Consider the following 15,701-nt stretch of genomic DNA (forward strand, 5'->3'; position numbering starts at 1 on the left):
ATAATGAATTACAGACAAAGGAGTTGGCGCGCATGGTAAAAGTTTTATTCGTATGCTTGGGCAATATCTGCAGATCGCCCATGGCGGAGGCAATGTTCAGACACCTGGTTAAGCAGGAAGGCTTAGAGGGACAATTTCAAATTGATAGTGCGGGAACAGGAGACTGGCATATCGGCAACCCTCCCCATCAAGGCACTTTGGACATTTTGAAGAAGTATCAGGTCAGCTCTGAAGGGCTTTTTGCAAGGCAGATTACCGGTCAGGATATGGAGCAGTTCGATTACATCATTGCTATGGATGAAAGCAACATTCAGAATATGTACAAGGTCTCAGGTGCGCAGGGAGAACATAAGATATTCCGGCTGCTCGATTTCAAGAAAGAGCTTCCGGTCAAGGATGTTCCCGATCCTTACTTCACAGGAGACTTCCAGGAGACCTACGACTTGTTGACTCAGGGCCTCGAGGCTTTACTGTCACATATCAAGCAAGAACAGGCAATTTCATAATTTTGTAAAAAGGGCTATTCCAGTTAGGATAAGCCCTTTTTATTATTCCCATCCTTTAGCTGTATAAGCGGGTACCACATCAGAATGTCATCGACATACCTGCCATCCAGATAGAACTCCTCCACAAGCCGGCCCTGCTCCATAAACCCGCAGCTGCGGTAGAATTCAAGCGCCCTCTCGTTCGTCGCCAGCACACGAAGACAGAGCTTGCGTACCCCCTGTGCGGCCGCATGCTGCTTCATTTCTTCCATCAATGTCCGGCCGATACCTAGCCGCTGATATGACGGATGCACGGCAATATTAATCTCGTACACGTGACAATTGCTTTGAAGAGGCGTAGGACAGGAGAATCCCAAATAACCGCATACGGTCTCCCCTATAACAGCAACCAGCTGTGAACCGGGGGGATTCTGCTGCAAAAAGCTCTCCCGGGTGACAGGCTGCAGCACAGCAGGTGTCGTCTGTGAATTCCATACAAGCTCATCAATCTCAATCAGCTCTGCCGCATCCTTAAGCTCGGATAGGCGGACAGCCGCTTGTCCTAAGTTCATCGTCTCTCGCCCTCCGATCAAGCCCTACTATATAAATTGCACTTTTGAGTTCGAGTTACACGTAAGCAGCCATGCTAATTGCTTCTCCAGTTACAAAGGCGAACGCTTCGCATCTACAGTACCATTACACCCGCATGCCTATCGGTAAATCTTTAACTCAACTAAATAAAAAAAACCAGCTCTTATGGTAAAAGCCGGGTGGATTCCCTGACAACAAGCTCCGCCGGGAAAATTTTATGAGCATGCTTGACCTTCTTATGAATCATATCGAACAATATTCGTATTGTTTCTTCCGCAATTTCTTCCACGGGCTGCCTGATGGTAGTAATAGACGGGTTATAATAGAACGAAATATCCACACCATCAAATCCGGCTACGGAATAATCCTCCGGCACCCTCTTACCGGCCTCCAGTAAGGCTTTGCAAGCCCCAATCGCCATACTGTCTGAAACGGCATAAATGGCTGTGAATTCTTCTTTCGACTCCAACAGCTCTTTCGTAACCGCATAGCCATTTTCCATCGAATAGCTCTCAATATCATCTTTCATACACAGTACCAATTGATCGTTCAGCTCGACCCCATGGTCCTCCAGCGCTTTCTTATAGCCTTCGTACCTTAATTTGCCGATACTTACATCATCCATAGGAGCTGTAATGATTGCTATCTTCTTATGGCCCAAGCCGCATAGGTAATCCACCAGCTTGTAGCTTTCCTTGAAGTCATCCACGGCTACATAAGAATATTCATCCGGATCGAATTCCTCAGTCATCCCTATGGTACTGAGTACGAAAGGCACGGTCAGCTGATTGAGCTTTTCTCTGGGATGTAAGAAGCTACCGCCGAGAAATACAATTCCCTTAAGACGCTTCTCCTTAACCAATTCTATCGCAACCTCGATCTCATCCTGATTCTCATCCACCCGCTGGAGAATGAAGGAGTATTTCTTGGTCTGGATTTCCTTCTCAAACACCTGTATCATCCGGTTGAAAAACGCATTGGTGATCCCCTTAATGAGTACGGCGATCGTCTTTGAAGCGGACCGCTTCAAATTTCGCGCGCTGTTATTAGGGACGTAATGGTTTTCTTTAATCACCTGCATAATCATAGCTTTTGTCTCTTCATTAATGTCAGGATGATTATTAATAGCTCTTGAGACGGTGGTTACACCGACTCCACACATTTTTGCAATATCTATAATCGTAATAGCCATATTTATTCTATCCTTACGTTGTAGTCTCCATAACTCATGAAGCTACATTCTTTGTTTTTTTCAATCATAAATATAGCAATTAAAGAAGCAAATGACAATAAACTGCTAGGGCTTCCAAGGCCTTCTTCCAGCCAAAATAAAAAGCAGGGTACTCTTGATAAACATTATCAAGAAAGCTACCCTACTAATTCATTGTCTTCTGACCTAACCTTTAACTGCTCCAGCCACTACACCTTCAATAATATACTTCTGACAGAATAGATAGAATATGACAATTGGCACAATAGCCAAGACGAGCATAGCCATCATAGCACCCATATCGATCGATCCATATCCACCCTTAAGGTATTGAATCGCGATCGGAATTGTCTTATATTCTGTACCGATTACCAAGTTAGGCAACAGATAGTCATTCCAAATCCACATTACGTTCAGAATTGCCACTGTAATCGCAATCGGCTTCAAGATCGGAAATACTACTTTGAAGAACGCCTGAATCGGACCACAACCGTCAATCATTACAGCCTCTTCTACTTCAAGAGGTATGGATTTCACAAATCCACTGAACAGGAAGACGGATAGACCTGCACCAAAGCCCAAGTAGATAAAGATGAGCCCGATCGGGTTATCAATGTGCAGCATGTTCGCAGTCTTTACCATCGTGAACATAACCATTTGAAACGGAACGATCATCGAAAATACAAATACATAGTACAGCAGACTGGTAAACTTCCCTTTAACGCGGGTAATGTACCAAGCTGTCATCGCAGTCAATAATACGATAACCGCAACCGAACATACCGTAATGAACAGGGACATACCAAATGCACTGAAAAAGTCTGTCTTTCCTACACCGCTGGTATAGTTATTTAAGCCGGCAGACGTCGTGCTTGTAGGTAGATCAAAGGGCGTATCGCTGATAAAGAACTTCCCTTTGAATGAGTTCATCAGAACGATAAGTATCGGAGATAAGAATACAATAGACAGAATCAGCATGATAATGAAAATAATATAATCTCTCGCACGTGTCTTTTGCATTAATTCTCAACTTCCTTTCTTCTGGTTATAACGAGCTGCACCAAGGCAATAAGTGCTACCAGGACAAAGAATACAACTGCTTTCGCCTGACCTACGCCTTCCCAACCTGTCTTACCATAGAAAGTATTATAGATATCCAGAGCCAACATTGAGGTCTGCTTTGCTGGAGCTCCGGCCGTGAGTGCCAAGTTTTGGTCAAACAACTTAAATGAATTGGATAATGACAAGAATAGACATATAGTGATGGATGGCATTACCATAGGCAGCGTTACACTGCGGAGAATTCTAAAGCGGTTCGCTCCATCAATTTGAGCCGCTTCCATTAAGTCTTTAGGTACGTTCTGGATACCTGCAATGTAGATAATCATCATGTAACCGATCAACTGCCAGTTCATGAGAATTACTAATCCCCAGAATCCATAAGTTGCGCTAGACGTAAGCGTAAGATCGAAATGAATCAGGACACCATTAATAATCAACTGCCAGATATAACCTAGTACGATACCGCCTATCAAGTTAGGCATGAAGAATATAGTTCTAAATAGATTTGTGCCTTTTTTGCCTCGGGTTAATAGCAGACCCAGCAAGAAGGCGAATACATTGATCGTAATTACGGACACAACTGTAAATTTAACTGTAAACCATAGAGCATTCAGGAACTCCTGATTAGAGAATGCCTTGACATAATTGCTAAACCCTACCCATTTGGCATCGTTCACCGTTGTGAACTCTGTTAAAGACAAATAAATACCCAGTATGAATGGAATTATAAATGCAATCAAAAAAGCCAGTATGGTTGGTAATGCAAAAAGAGCAAAATATTTTTTTATCGACTTTTGCATATTCCTTCTCCTTATCCAGGATTAATGGTTATGCCACTGTGCCCCCAAAAGGTTCACAGTGGCATAATTAATTATTTCTTTCTATATGGTTTTGTTCATTCCATATAATTATTTAGCTTTTTCGGATTTCCAAGCGTCTTTAACGACTTTCTCTACATCAGCCCATTGCAGGCCGCCTTGTACGTATTGCAGCAATGCATCACCAAAAGTATTCTTGAAGTTTTCGCTTGGGAATGCTGCGAATGTCCAAGGTACAGTGTTAAGGCCTTTGCTCATCCAGCTGCTAACTTCTTTTGCAAGCGGATCTGCTGGTCTTTCATCCTCTTTGAATGTGTTGAAAGGAGCGATGAAACCAAGCTCATTGCTTACATATTTCTTACCTTTCTCACTAGAGAACAACCATTCCAAGAAAGCGATAGATGCTTTTTGTTTCTCAGGAGATACTTTGCTGTTCACTGCGAAATAGTTCTCAGTACCAATTGCCAGACCTTGCTTCTCTTCACCTGGCATACCAGTGTAGATAGGCAGGAACTTAACGTCTTCTGCTTTAACTACGTTGCCGGATACGCCATTGATTTGGCCCCAGCCCCAGTTACCGTTTTGAACCATTGCGGATTGACCCAAAGCAAATTCAGCCATAGAGTCATCTACGCTCTTACTTCCTAGCAAAGTTTTCTTAGTAACAGAGTTGTTTGTGTACAGGTCAAAAACGTTTTGGAAGTTCTTGCCGTACTTGAATGTAATTTCGTTAGCTTGCAATCCTGCTTGAATAGGATCTTTAAATGCAGTATTGTCCTTGAACTCATAGTACAAAGGAATGTTAGCCAAGTGAGACTGCCATCTCCACTGCTCACCTGCAGCCATAGATGTAGATGAGAATACGCCTTTAATGCCGAGTTGATCTTTCTTCGCTGTCATATCTTCAACAACAGCTTTCAACTTGTCAAAGTTATTAATCTCAGCTACAGAAGTGTAAGGAACCGCTTTATCTGCCAATGCGAAGTATTTCTTCATAATCGCATCATTGTAAATGATACCGTAACCTTCTACTACATAAGGAATACCATATACGCCTTCTCCGTCTTTAACAGCCAGGCTGTTATCTGTCAGGTAGCTATACAGCTTGGTATCTTTCAGATCAAGAGTGTAATCTTTCCAGTTCTGGTAACCTACAGGTCCGTTAATTTGGAAGATCGTCGGGGCATCTGATTTCGAGATTTCCCCTTTCAGCGTTGATTCATAAGTTCCACTCGCTGCAGTTACAACTTTAACCGCTACGCCAGTTTCAGCTTCGTAATCTTTAGCGATTTTCTTGTAAGTCTCAGCAATTTCAGGCTTGAAGTTCAGGAAGTAGATCTCTTCTTTAGCCTTAGTCGTACCTGCGTTTGAACTTGATCCTGGCTCATCTTTAGCGCTGCTGCATCCTACTGCCAACCCTGCAAGCAACGTCATGGAGAGCATAAGCGTTAGCCATTTCTTCATCTTCATTCTATTTCCCCCTTATTTATTACATTTAATTCGCGAATTGAATGCGTTTCCGTGAATATTATCAGAAACTCGTGGTAACGCTTCCGATAACCTTATCGGCATCCATTCCGGTAACGTTTTCAATTGCAGAGTTATAGTAACATATTAAAATTTACTTGGCAATAATTTTATTGAAACCACCTAAGTTAATATTGGGTAGATCCCCGTCCGGTACCCGAATGTGTACATATCCTTAACTTGCCCCCTCGAGGGGTTCACATTGGATTTATCCGTTCAACTTAGAAAGATCTCAGATTCTACGAAAGTCTCTTTGCCGGTGTGTCTGCGATTCATCCATGAATGTATGCCAAAGGAACCTACAGACAATGCCGCAATAATTACCGACAACCAGGCTACCGGATTAAGTCCGCCTGAATCATAGAGAATTCCCATGGCATAAGGACCGATCACCCTTCCGGCTACCCCCATCCCGCCTACCAGTCCCAAGTAGAAGGGAGCCGCCTTACCCGTATGATCTGAGATGAAGCCAGGAATCGCCGGAGAGATCAGCATCTCTCCGAAGGTAGTGAGCACCATGGCCATGATCAGAAACGGATAGGATTGTACACTGAGAATACAGGTGTAGCCCAGCATGTAAAATACCGCGCTCCCCATCATTTGCGCCTGTGACGTTCGGGTTACCGTCTTCTTCAGCCAACTAATAAACGGCTGCCCCGCAAAGATTAGAATCCCGTTCAAAGTCCATAGAATACTGTAATTCCATTCCGGCAGTCCTTGTGAAATCGTAAATGGAGCCACGCCATTATTCCAAATGCTGTTCCCCAGCCATATGAAGAGTGAGCCTGTCCCCATGAAGAAATATACCGGATACCTCCGGATTAATCCTGTGACTCCCTGTTCATAATGAGAATCTCTGCGTCTCTCAAGATGGAGATCTCCCTGACCTTTCTCCACCTTATTCAAATACAAATAAAAAAAGACCGCAAATCCAAATGACGTCAGCCCATTCATTACAAAGCTCAAGTCATAGGAAATCTGAGCAAGCACCCCGCTAAGTGAAGTACCCAGAGCCACGCCAATATTATTGGCTACATAGATGACATTGAACAATTCCCCACGCCGATCCGCAAATCGAAAACCGACAAAGGCCTGAATAGCAGGCATGGATAATGCATTGCAAAAACCGACCATTAGCATCAAGAGCATAAATACCCCAAAATGTGCACTTGCGATTGGCAGCAGCCCCAGCGCCAGCGCATTGAGGGCAAGGGAACCTACAATCAGCCTCTTAACACCCACGCGGTAATAGAGGGATCCTCCCAGCACCTGGCCTACAATTCCGCCGAGTGATTGGATCAAAATCACAAGCCCTGCGTCGGTCATACTATGCCCAAGCTCTTTGAATATATACATCGTAATCAGCGGCCACATCAAAGCACTGCCTGCCGCATTAATCAAGCTAGCCAAGAGAAAGATCTTCACTTCTCTCGGGTAAGTCTGCAACCATCTCATAACGGGTAATACTCCTATCTGATTCCTCTTCTTAGATGAGTGAAGTTCTGCAATCAAGCAAAAAGGAGCCCCGCGGGGCTCCTCTCAAGAACGGTCTATACTATATTTCAACTGTTAGTCTTCTGCCCAGGCTATCAGTATCCTCCATAACAAGCGCCCCTGCAAGCACCTACATTGACGCTTTACATCAATAACATTGAAGGGGGGAATGATGGGACAGCTCTTTAGGTTCGCTTTACATCAACTACCGTAGAGAAGAAGGTGGCTCCTCCTGCCATATCTGCCAGACGACTCGGGGTGAGTGCGTTAGCGCGCTGCCTCCCCTGGTCTCCTTCCCACCACAGCCCCTGACTGACCACGGTACCCGGAAGCATTTTATCTACAACCACCGCTTTAACGACATAGCTGCCGCGGTCATTCCATACGATGACCTCATCCCCATCATTAATGCCCCTAAGCTGCGCATCGTCAGGATGAATCTGCAGGGCAGGGCCCTTCTCCAATGACATCAGCTTCGGTACATTCGCGAAGGTCGAATTCAGGAAGCTGTGATTCGGCGGGGAAATGAACATCAGGGGATAGGCCGCTCCCTGATCTGGACGCCTCAGTCCGTCATAACCCTCATGCAGCGGAACATAAGTCGGAAGCGGGGGCTGACCCGCCTCGGCCATCTTGGCGGAGAACAACTCGATCTTGCCTGATGGAGTGGTCAGCCGGTCCAGATAGTGTACCCGTTCCTTCACATTAAGCTGCACGAACCGGTGATCCTTCAGTGCCTCGTAAGTAACGCCTTTGAGATATGGATTATCTTCCTTCCGCAGGGCAGCCTGAATCATCTCGGATTCCGTCTCCTGGAACGCCTCATCGTCAAAGCCCATCGCCTTTGCGAGCAGCTTAAAGGTCTCCACATTACTCTTGCTTTCCCCGATCGCCGGGATTACCGGCTCCTGAAGCTGCACATAAGTATGCCAATACGATGTGTACAGGTCTGTATTCTCAAAGGTAGACGTGGCCGGCAGCACAATATCCGCATATTTCGCGGTATCTGTAATAAAGAGATCGTGAACGACGGTGAACAGATCTTCTCGCAGCAGCCCTTGCTCTACCCTGCCTGTATCTGGAGCCACAACAGCCGGGTTGGCGCAGTAGACGAACAAAGCGTGGATAGGAGGAGCGAGCTGCAGAAGAACATCTCCCAGCTGATTCATGCTGACAGTCCTCGCGTCCGGGTTCGGCCGCAAGTCAGGCCGCTCCAGAGCATCGCTGTTCACCTTGGCATAGGGTCCATTGGACTTGAAAACCCCGCCTCCCTTAACCAGCCACTGACCGGTCAGCGCGGGCAGGCAGGTGATGGTTCTGACCGTCATGCCGCCATTGTCATGATGCTGAAGTCCGTTGCCAATATGAATATAAGCCGGGGAAGTCTCACCGTACATCATGGCAAGCTTCACAATATCTTCCGCGGGCACGCCTGTAATCGAGGCTACAAGCTCAGGCGTGTACTCCCGGACATGCTCTCGCAGCTCCTCATGGCCTACGGTGTACCGGGCCAGGAACTTCTCATTTACCAGCCCCCGGTCAAACAGAACATGCATCATTCCCAAAGCAAGAGCTGCGTCCGTCCCCGGGTACAGTGGAATGAACCAGTCGGCTCGATCTCCGGTCCGGTTGCGGTGAACATCGATCACAACCAGCTTCGCCCCGCGCTTTCTGGCCTTTTCGATAATTGGAATCATATGCATGTTCGTGCTCACAATATTGCCGCCCCATACAATGAACAGTTCAGCCTCAGCAGCATCCTCCGGAATCGTCCCACCACCGAACCCCATTGTATACTTGAATCCTGCATTGCCCGCAGCATTGCAGATCCCCTGCTGGAGCTTGGTTGAACCCATACGGTTAAAGAACCTCCGGTCCATGCCATCGACACTGAGAATCCCCATATTACCGTAGAAACTGTATGGCAGAATGGTCTCTGGCCCGTGCTCAGCGATCAACCGCTTGTAGCGGGAGGCAATCTCCGTAACGGCTTCCTCCCAGGAGATCCGTTTGAAATTGCCCTCGCCCTTCGCGCCTATACGCTTAAGCGGATAGAGCACGCGCTCCGGGTGATACACTCGTTCCGTCATGTTCCGGACTTTGTTACATATAGCGCCTCCAGTAATCGGATGCTCGGGATTCCCCGTCACCTTGACAATCCTTCCATGCTCTTTATGCAGTAATAACCCGCAGGTATCCGGACAATCCAGTGGACACACAGCAGGGAATATTCCATTCTCTTGTTCTATCAAGCTCATCTCTCCCTTTAACCTGATCTAATCTATCATAAAGGGAGAGTCTGCCGACTGCAAAAAAATATTAATTAAAATCCGTTTCAATTTAAGCGGGACGAGGTAATAATGATTAAAGTTCAGCATAAAGCAGGGTTATTCCCCCAAATCCTGCTTTATGCTGAATTTTGTGTTCTTAGGCAAATTTTATACCGCGCTTTTCCGAAGAGGCTCTGCACCCCTTAAGTTCTGCTGCCCTGCTGCCTTCTCTTTGGCACCACGGAGATAGGCCAAGTAATACGCCCCCGCGACGAAGACAGATCCTCCTACAAGGTTCCCGAGCCAGACGGGAATAAAGTTCCCGAAATACTGGGCCCATGTATAATGTCCAGCGAAGATCGCAGCCGGAATCAGGAACATATTCGCGACTACGTGCTGGAATCCAATAGCCACGAAGGACATCGTAGGGAACCAGATTCCGAGGATTTTGCCGCTCATATTATCCGCACCATAGGATAACCAGACCGCCAGCGCCACCAGCCAGTTACACCCGATCCCGGACACAAAAGCCTCTACAAAGGTCGCATCCAGCTTATGCCCAGCCATCTCGACGGTCTTGGCCAGATAAGGACCGGTCTCTGTCAATCCGGCCACATGGCCGAAGAAATAAGCAACGAAAAGAGCCCCGGCAAAGTTACTAATCGTAATGAAGATAATATTAACGGCTCCTTCACGAAGGGTTATTTTCCTGGCCATACCGGCAAGAGGAACCGCCATCATATTCCCGGTCAGCAGTTCACCACCCGCAAGCAGTACCAGGATCAGGCCAACCGGAAATACAGACGCCCCGATAAACGTCGCAAAGCTGCCCCATGCCTTGGGGGCACTGGCAATTACACGAATATCAAGCAAAAATCCAAGGGCAATGAATGCACCCGCCAAAAATCCCAGAATCAACATCGTAACCAGCTTGTTGCGCGCCTTGTGTGTCCCATTCTGAACCGTGATCTCCGCAATTTGGTCCGGTTTATAATATGCCATAGCAAAGGCCTCCCTCAGTAGTGTTATCTCTCACTCCAATCCTATTGTAGTGCGTGCTCCCGGCGTATAAAGTAACAAAAGTCATAGTTAGTGAATATTTTCACATATTGTTAAGAACTATCCTTCCTCCATAAAAAAAGCTCCCTTCCCTTGGGAAGACAGCTTTATAAATGCCAAATTACAGCTTGCTTATATACTTTGTAATTTGCGTCTTAGTTAATTTGGTTCCTTTGTTGTACTCTACAAGTCTCCATGTCTTCTTGCCATTAATTACATTCTCCTTAAGGATTGCATGCCAGCTGCCTTCCTTTTCGACGTATATTCTATCCTTGATGGCCTTACTCCATTTCTCCATTGGCATATGTTCAAAATCACCAAAGGACTGCCAAAGCTTCGGGTCATAATTTACGGCTTCAATGTAATACCGGGTTAGTTCCACGTAATAATATCCTTTACCGAAGGCGTACATCCGCTCAATTTGAGGAGAATCTTCATTGCCGCCTCCAGCTTCCCAGGAGGGAAAATAATAGGCCCCGTTCTCATAGTACGACTTGCTGACTTTCTTCGGAGTTACACCAAATAGGCTCTGGATATACTGCTCCGTGTCCTTCTTCGGAATTTTGTAGTATGGCCAATCATAGGTCTTCCCATCTTGATCGGTAAGGGGACGAACCACTATGCTCTTCATTAGCTTCTTCAGTGGACCGATTCCATATTTGGTCGTATTCGTGGCCGCAATGCGGACAAGCTCATCATCTTTATAGGATTTAATATCGAAGTGCTGAACTTCTTCCGGAAAATTGCCGAGGAATTCCATCATTTGCTTCTTCTCACTCAACGACTTATTAGGATAAATGTTCGTGCCAAGCGGATCAGATATTTTGGCAGCAATCTGTAGATCAGGTACGGATTGCGCATTCGAAGTATGCACCTGATATGTATTTAGGCCCAAGGCTGCGACCAGCAGAGCCGCAACTGTTTTTCTCATTTCCCATTCTCCCTTGTCCATAGATAATCTTAACCCACCTCAATCAAGGAAGCGATTACCAGCAGATCAAAAACAACCGCCTCCCAAAGAAGACGGTTGTCAGAAGTCATATTGTTCATGTTCTAATGAATGTGATGATTATACGTGTGCCGGCTCTCTCGATGGAACAGGAGGAAGCGCCTGAAGCCCGGCCGTATTGAGGAAGTTCCATGGCTTGTTGTAATGCGGCTGGAAGAAGAAATCGATAAAGGCCAGCTGCTCCATCTTCATATTGTTCTGAACGCAGACTGAGATCGTATTGATCGATTGGGTAAGATCCGCTTTCGACATGAGCTGTGCTCCGAGAATGCGGCGGGTCTCTTTTTCAAATACCACCTTAAGCTTAACGGGTTCGTGAGTCGGCATGAACTCAGGACGGTAGTTCTCATTGATGATAACAGCTTCCGCATCAATCCCTGCCTCTTTCGCGGCAACTTCGGTCAGTCCGGTCCCTGCAATGTTGTCCTCATAAATCTTGATCCCCGAAGTGCCTTGAGTTCCCATGTAAGACACGGTAGGCTCCACCAGGTTGCGGGCTACAAGCGTTCCCATCCGAACCGCATTGGTCGCCAGCGGAATATAAGCGTGCTTCTTCGTTGGATTATAGAAGACTGCGCAGCTGTCACCAGCGGCATATACATTCTTCTTGCTGGTCTGCATGAACTCATCCACGATGATCGCACCGTTATCCAGCATATCCACTTGGCCCTTTAGCAGGCCCGTATTCGGACGGAAGCCGATACACATGATGACAAGATCCGCGTCATATTCGCCCTTGGAAGTTACGACTTTAGTGACATTGCCATTCTCCCCTTCGAACCGGGTTACCTTCTCCCCAAGAGCAAGCTTGATTCCATGCTCCTCAAGGTTCTTCTCGATGACATCCGTGAATTCCGGATCGAGGTATTTGCTGAGAATGCGTTCTTCGGCATCAATCAAGGTGACCTGCTTGCCATTCAACTGAAAGGCTTCAACGAGCTCCACGCCAATATATCCGGCTCCTACAACCACGATATTACGTGATTTCTCAGCTTTCTCGATAATGGTATTGGAATGATTCCAGTTCTTCGAGAGAACAATATTGTTAAGCTCACTGCCTTCAAATTTAGGTACGATCGGCCATGACCCCGTAGTTACGATGAGCTTGTCATAGCTGTCTTCAAATTCTTCTCCGGTCTGGAGGTTACGTGCAACCAGCACGCTCCGCTCCGTATCGACACTTACCACCTCATGAAGCATCTTCGTATTCACACCGAGCTCGGCAAGCTGTTCAGGCGAAGAGTAGAACAGACCCTGTGGGTCCTTGACCATACCACCTACATAAAGTGCGATCCCGCAAGACAAGAAGGAAATATTGTCATTGCGTTCATACACGGTGATCTCGGCCTCCGGATACAACTTGGCGGTGTTAACAATGGCTGCGGTTCCTGCATGGGTACATCCGATAACTGCTACTTTCATGATTTCTTCCTCCTCCATATTTATAAGCAAAATGTTTGTTATCAAATTGTTTCTGAGTGATTGTGAAAAAGTTCACTTTTAAAGCTGAAACCTTGTGAATTAATTCACCTTATGCTGTTATTATAGTGTGATTTTTTTCACATTACAATAGGTTAAAACGTTGTTCACGCAATGTTCACAAATAATGGCATTTTTAACCTTAACTTTAATTGCATTATTCAAAAGGCATCATATGGGGAGGTTCATGCTTGCTGCCTTTTGGCCAAAACTTCTGTAGTCCTATTCTCTCCGGGGAGCCTGCGGCCTATCCCGGCTTATATTTCTTTTAAAAGGTGGATTATGCGGGTAATGGAATGCATACAAGGGAAAGCTGAATATAATTATGTGGCGTGAATTCTGAGAAGGAGGCCGGATTCATGAAAACGATTTTTGTTGCCGGAGCACACGGAGGAACAGGAAGGCGGATCGTTCGTGAATTGATCGAAGCCGGTTACCGGGTGCATGGATTGGTAAGAACAGAGGACCAGGCGGCAGTAATTCGGGAGATGGGTGCTGAACCTTACATCGGCGATCTGAATGGGGTATTCTCAGCGGGGCTTAAGGGAGCGGATGCTGTTATCTGCGCGGTGGGCGCAGGGGCCTCAGGCAATCCGGAAGAGGTCGATCATCTGGGCACTGTACGGCTAATTGAGCAGTCTATACTAGATGGGGTGGAACGGTTCATCCTGATCAGCTCGATCGGTACCCTTGCGCCTGATCAAATGCCGGATTTACTGAAGCCCTTCCTGCTTGCAAAAAAGCGGGCCGAGAAGGTACTTGAAGAAAGCAAGCTGAATCATACCATTATTCGCCCAGGCGGGCTAACGAATGATCCCCCAACAGGCCGGGTTACCGCCTCTATTGGAGTTACCCAGCATGGGCGGATCTCCAGAGATGACGTGGCCAGGGCAGCGGTACTCGCCTTGACCCTTCCTCAAACGGAATCTTGCGAGTTCGAGATCGTTGAAGGGAACATCCCTCTGGATGAGGCACTACAACAGCTTAGCTCAGCTCAGAAGGACCGCTCTGGAATGAAATAATTCTTCTCCTACGACAAATAAGCCGTCCCCCCTTAAGGGGAACGGCTTATTACTTGATACAAAGCAGCACAAGCATCCCGTTCAACGGCCCCTGTGCTTATCCTTGGCCTTCTGCCTCGCAATTTCCCGCTTACGTTCCTTCAGCTCTTCACGCTGCGCCTTGCCAATTACCCGCTTCAGCTGCTTGCGCTGCTCCATCTGCAGCTTAATCGCCTGTTCGGCATAGGTTCCAACGCCATGGGATCTGCTCTCCTCGGCTGCAAGCCTCTGTAGCCGCTTGGGATTCACCCGGCGTGTGGGCATCCGCTTACCCTCCACTTCGGCTGTCATCGATTCCATAAGTGAAGCAAGATGCTCGCTGATAAATTCAAGCACTTCGGCATCAGCCGGTTCGGAGCCGAATACGAATCGGCCAGCCCGGACCCTGCCCTCATCTTCGTCCTGCACCACACCTACCCAATACGGACCTTCGTAATACACTGTTAACTTCATGCTTGTTAACCCCCTCTATTCATCCGAAAGCGAAGGACATCCCGAGGGGGAAGGTTACTGCTCTCTTACGGGCGAAGCGGATGACTCGCTTCCTCACCGCAGAGAGGCCCGGACTACCAACCGGACTGTGTTTTTACGCCTTCCTTATCATGATACGAAAAAGCGTGCACAGCTGCAATCCGGGTATGCAAAGAAAAAAGGATCGCTGCTGCGCAGTCAGATCCTTCATGTGGACTTCGCCGCAGCCCTGATGGATGCGGCCTTCTCTTCCCGCTGCTGACGGGTTAATTTCGGGCAGGAATAGCAGTAGCCATGGCCCGTATCGGTCCGGTAAGCCAAGCAGCAGGTTGGCTTCATCTGCGACTGCTGGCCAGGATTATAAAGATCATCAATCCACTTCGGCTTATAATGAAATGGATTTCTGCTTAGACCGAAGACAGAGGGATCCACGTTCTTAACCAGATACTCATGATCCTCCTGCAGGCGGATGCGATCCGGTTCCTGTTCCAGCTTACCGCTAATATGTCTTATGTAATATGCAACGCCAAGCGGCAGCTGTCCCCAGATCTGAGCGGCAGGCAGCCCGGATATGCCTGCGAGTACCCCGAAGACGGGACGAAGGGTCTCCTTGTAGAAACCCTCGATAGCCTCTAATCTCCGGCTGTCCCGGTCCTGGTCGGGCCAGGGATGCTCGGCCGCGTCCCGCAGCCTGAAGAATATGGACGGATACCCGTTCTTCCTGCTGAGATGCAGGGTCAAATTGGTCAATGAGAAATCAAGCCTGACATCACTCAAAGAGATCATATATTGAAGAGTGACACATATTCCTCTCCATGCCGAAGCGAAATAAGTGGCAGCGACCTGCAAATCCTGCCCCTTAATTTCGATTTGATAGGCCTTAAGGAAAGAAATTGCAGCCTCCTCTTTAAGGATGTCAGAAGCCGGAATGCTTAGAACCGCATCATGCGGATCTTCCCTCACAATGCAGAACAATTGCTCAAATAGCTCATAATTCAGTTTCACGAATGTCCCTGCCTTCCTGTAACCTGGCTTATATTCCCGGCTATATAAGCCGCAGTTAAATGTTCACATTTGTGTGTACAGTCGTAACTACGGGGAATGCTTGGACTTTCGGCCGCTGCCCGCCTCCAGATTTCTTGATTTATACCGCAAGGCGGATGAA

General features: G+C 47.2%; 15 protein-coding genes. 3 read left to right on the forward strand and 12 right to left on the reverse strand.

Annotation, left to right across the window (positions count from 1 at the left end; all coding sequences use genetic code 11):
- Window positions 1–32 precede the first annotated feature (32 nt).
- Window positions 33–506 carry a low molecular weight protein-tyrosine-phosphatase gene (locus ACRRNK_RS20265; protein WP_433944398.1) on the forward strand — a complete coding sequence of 158 codons (474 nt, stop codon included), beginning with the start codon at window positions 33–35 and terminating at the stop codon, window positions 504–506.
- A 23-nt stretch (window positions 507–529) separates the two neighbouring features.
- Here the strand turns inward: ACRRNK_RS20265 and ACRRNK_RS20270 are convergent, their stop codons facing one another.
- The 10 genes from ACRRNK_RS20270 to ACRRNK_RS20315 all read right to left on the reverse strand — a co-directional run bounded on the left by ACRRNK_RS20270 (window position 530) and on the right by ACRRNK_RS20315 (window position 12,947).
- Window positions 530–1,057: an N-acetyltransferase family protein gene (locus ACRRNK_RS20270; RefSeq protein ID WP_433944399.1), complete on the reverse strand. Its 528-nt coding sequence runs from the start codon at window positions 1,055–1,057 to the stop codon at window positions 530–532.
- A gap of 182 nt (window positions 1,058–1,239) precedes the next feature.
- Window positions 1,240–2,268 carry a LacI family DNA-binding transcriptional regulator gene (locus ACRRNK_RS20275; RefSeq protein ID WP_433944400.1) on the reverse strand — a complete coding sequence of 343 codons (1,029 nt, stop codon included), beginning with the start codon at window positions 2,266–2,268 and terminating at the stop codon, window positions 1,240–1,242.
- A 204-nt stretch (window positions 2,269–2,472) separates the two neighbouring features.
- The gene (locus ACRRNK_RS20280; RefSeq protein WP_433944401.1) at window positions 2,473–3,306 is read right to left on the reverse strand and encodes a carbohydrate ABC transporter permease; all 834 of its coding nucleotides are present in this window, start codon (window positions 3,304–3,306) and stop codon (window positions 2,473–2,475) included.
- Window positions 3,306–4,148 carry a carbohydrate ABC transporter permease gene (locus ACRRNK_RS20285; protein ID WP_433944402.1) on the reverse strand — a complete coding sequence of 281 codons (843 nt, stop codon included), beginning with the start codon at window positions 4,146–4,148 and terminating at the stop codon, window positions 3,306–3,308. The genes ACRRNK_RS20280 and ACRRNK_RS20285 overlap by 1 nt, the downstream gene beginning before the upstream one ends.
- A gap of 108 nt (window positions 4,149–4,256) precedes the next feature.
- The gene (locus ACRRNK_RS20290; protein ID WP_433944403.1) at window positions 4,257–5,636 is read right to left on the reverse strand and encodes an ABC transporter substrate-binding protein; all 1,380 of its coding nucleotides are present in this window, start codon (window positions 5,634–5,636) and stop codon (window positions 4,257–4,259) included.
- A 273-nt stretch (window positions 5,637–5,909) separates the two neighbouring features.
- Window positions 5,910–7,148, reverse strand: a complete 1,239-nt coding sequence (locus ACRRNK_RS20295) for an MFS transporter (protein WP_433944404.1) — start codon at window positions 7,146–7,148, stop codon at window positions 5,910–5,912.
- Between the two features lie 224 nt (window positions 7,149–7,372).
- Window positions 7,373–9,445 (reverse strand): molybdopterin-containing oxidoreductase family protein, encoded by a 2,073-nt coding sequence (locus ACRRNK_RS20300; RefSeq protein ID WP_433944405.1) that lies wholly within the window; start codon window positions 9,443–9,445, stop codon window positions 7,373–7,375.
- 180 nt (window positions 9,446–9,625) lie between these two features.
- Window positions 9,626–10,459 (reverse strand): formate/nitrite transporter family protein, encoded by an 834-nt coding sequence (locus tag ACRRNK_RS20305; RefSeq protein ID WP_433944406.1) that lies wholly within the window; start codon window positions 10,457–10,459, stop codon window positions 9,626–9,628.
- 178 nt (window positions 10,460–10,637) lie between these two features.
- Window positions 10,638–11,447: a hypothetical protein gene (locus tag ACRRNK_RS20310; protein ID WP_433944407.1), complete on the reverse strand. Its 810-nt coding sequence runs from the start codon at window positions 11,445–11,447 to the stop codon at window positions 10,638–10,640.
- 138 nt (window positions 11,448–11,585) lie between these two features.
- Window positions 11,586–12,947 carry an FAD-dependent oxidoreductase gene (locus ACRRNK_RS20315; RefSeq protein ID WP_433944408.1) on the reverse strand — a complete coding sequence of 454 codons (1,362 nt, stop codon included), beginning with the start codon at window positions 12,945–12,947 and terminating at the stop codon, window positions 11,586–11,588.
- Between the two features lie 416 nt (window positions 12,948–13,363).
- Here ACRRNK_RS20315 and ACRRNK_RS20320 point away from each other — a divergent pair, with 416 nt between their 5' ends.
- The gene (locus tag ACRRNK_RS20320; RefSeq protein ID WP_433944409.1) at window positions 13,364–14,026 is read left to right on the forward strand and encodes an SDR family oxidoreductase; all 663 of its coding nucleotides are present in this window, start codon (window positions 13,364–13,366) and stop codon (window positions 14,024–14,026) included.
- Window positions 14,027–14,107: 81 nt separating this feature from the next.
- On the opposite strand, the gene ACRRNK_RS20325 is transcribed toward ACRRNK_RS20320, so the two are convergent.
- On the reverse strand, window positions 14,108–14,518 hold the full coding sequence (locus ACRRNK_RS20325) for a YjdF family protein (protein ID WP_433944410.1): 411 nt from the start codon (window positions 14,516–14,518) through the stop codon (window positions 14,108–14,110).
- On the opposite strand from ACRRNK_RS20325, the gene ACRRNK_RS20330 reads away from it, so the two are divergent.
- Window positions 14,517–14,798 (forward strand): hypothetical protein, encoded by a 282-nt coding sequence (locus tag ACRRNK_RS20330; protein ID WP_433944411.1) that lies wholly within the window; start codon window positions 14,517–14,519, stop codon window positions 14,796–14,798. The two genes, ACRRNK_RS20325 and ACRRNK_RS20330, sit on opposite strands and share 2 nt — an antisense overlap.
- Here the strand turns inward: ACRRNK_RS20330 and ACRRNK_RS20335 are convergent.
- Window positions 14,744–15,541, reverse strand: a complete 798-nt coding sequence (locus tag ACRRNK_RS20335; protein WP_433944412.1) for a hypothetical protein — start codon at window positions 15,539–15,541, stop codon at window positions 14,744–14,746. The genes ACRRNK_RS20330 and ACRRNK_RS20335 overlap by 55 nt on opposite strands.
- Window positions 15,542–15,701 lie beyond the last annotated feature (160 nt).

The organism is Paenibacillus sp. SN-8-1, from assembly GCF_050995535.1.
Lineage (GTDB): Bacteria > Bacillota > Bacilli > Paenibacillales > Paenibacillaceae > Fontibacillus.

Bases quoted from the DNA above. Each gene is read 5' to 3' on its own strand.
- ACRRNK_RS20265 (WP_433944398.1), top strand. From the start codon at position 33: ATGGTAAAAGTTTTATTCGTATGCTTGGGCAATATCTGCAGATCGCCC.
- ACRRNK_RS20270 (WP_433944399.1), bottom strand. From the start codon at position 1,057: ATGAACTTAGGACAAGCGGCTGTCCGCCTATCCGAGCTTAAGGATGCG.
- ACRRNK_RS20275 (WP_433944400.1), bottom strand. From the start codon at position 2,268: ATGGCTATTACGATTATAGATATTGCAAAAATGTGTGGAGTCGGTGTA.
- ACRRNK_RS20280 (WP_433944401.1), bottom strand. From the start codon at position 3,306: ATGCAAAAGACACGTGCGAGAGATTATATTATTTTCATTATCATGCTG.
- ACRRNK_RS20285 (WP_433944402.1), bottom strand. From the start codon at position 4,148: ATGCAAAAGTCGATAAAAAAATATTTTGCTCTTTTTGCATTACCAACC.
- ACRRNK_RS20290 (WP_433944403.1), bottom strand. From the start codon at position 5,636: ATGAAGATGAAGAAATGGCTAACGCTTATGCTCTCCATGACGTTGCTT.
- ACRRNK_RS20295 (WP_433944404.1), bottom strand. From the start codon at position 7,148: ATGAGATGGTTGCAGACTTACCCGAGAGAAGTGAAGATCTTTCTCTTG.
- ACRRNK_RS20300 (WP_433944405.1), bottom strand. From the start codon at position 9,445: ATGAGCTTGATAGAACAAGAGAATGGAATATTCCCTGCTGTGTGTCCA.
- ACRRNK_RS20305 (WP_433944406.1), bottom strand. From the start codon at position 10,459: ATGGCATATTATAAACCGGACCAAATTGCGGAGATCACGGTTCAGAAT.
- ACRRNK_RS20310 (WP_433944407.1), bottom strand. From the start codon at position 11,447: ATGAGAAAAACAGTTGCGGCTCTGCTGGTCGCAGCCTTGGGCCTAAAT.
- ACRRNK_RS20315 (WP_433944408.1), bottom strand. From the start codon at position 12,947: ATGAAAGTAGCAGTTATCGGATGTACCCATGCAGGAACCGCAGCCATT.
- ACRRNK_RS20320 (WP_433944409.1), top strand. From the start codon at position 13,364: ATGAAAACGATTTTTGTTGCCGGAGCACACGGAGGAACAGGAAGGCGG.
- ACRRNK_RS20330 (WP_433944411.1), top strand. From the start codon at position 14,517: ATGCTTGTTAACCCCCTCTATTCATCCGAAAGCGAAGGACATCCCGAG.
- ACRRNK_RS20325 (WP_433944410.1), bottom strand. From the start codon at position 14,518: ATGAAGTTAACAGTGTATTACGAAGGTCCGTATTGGGTAGGTGTGGTG.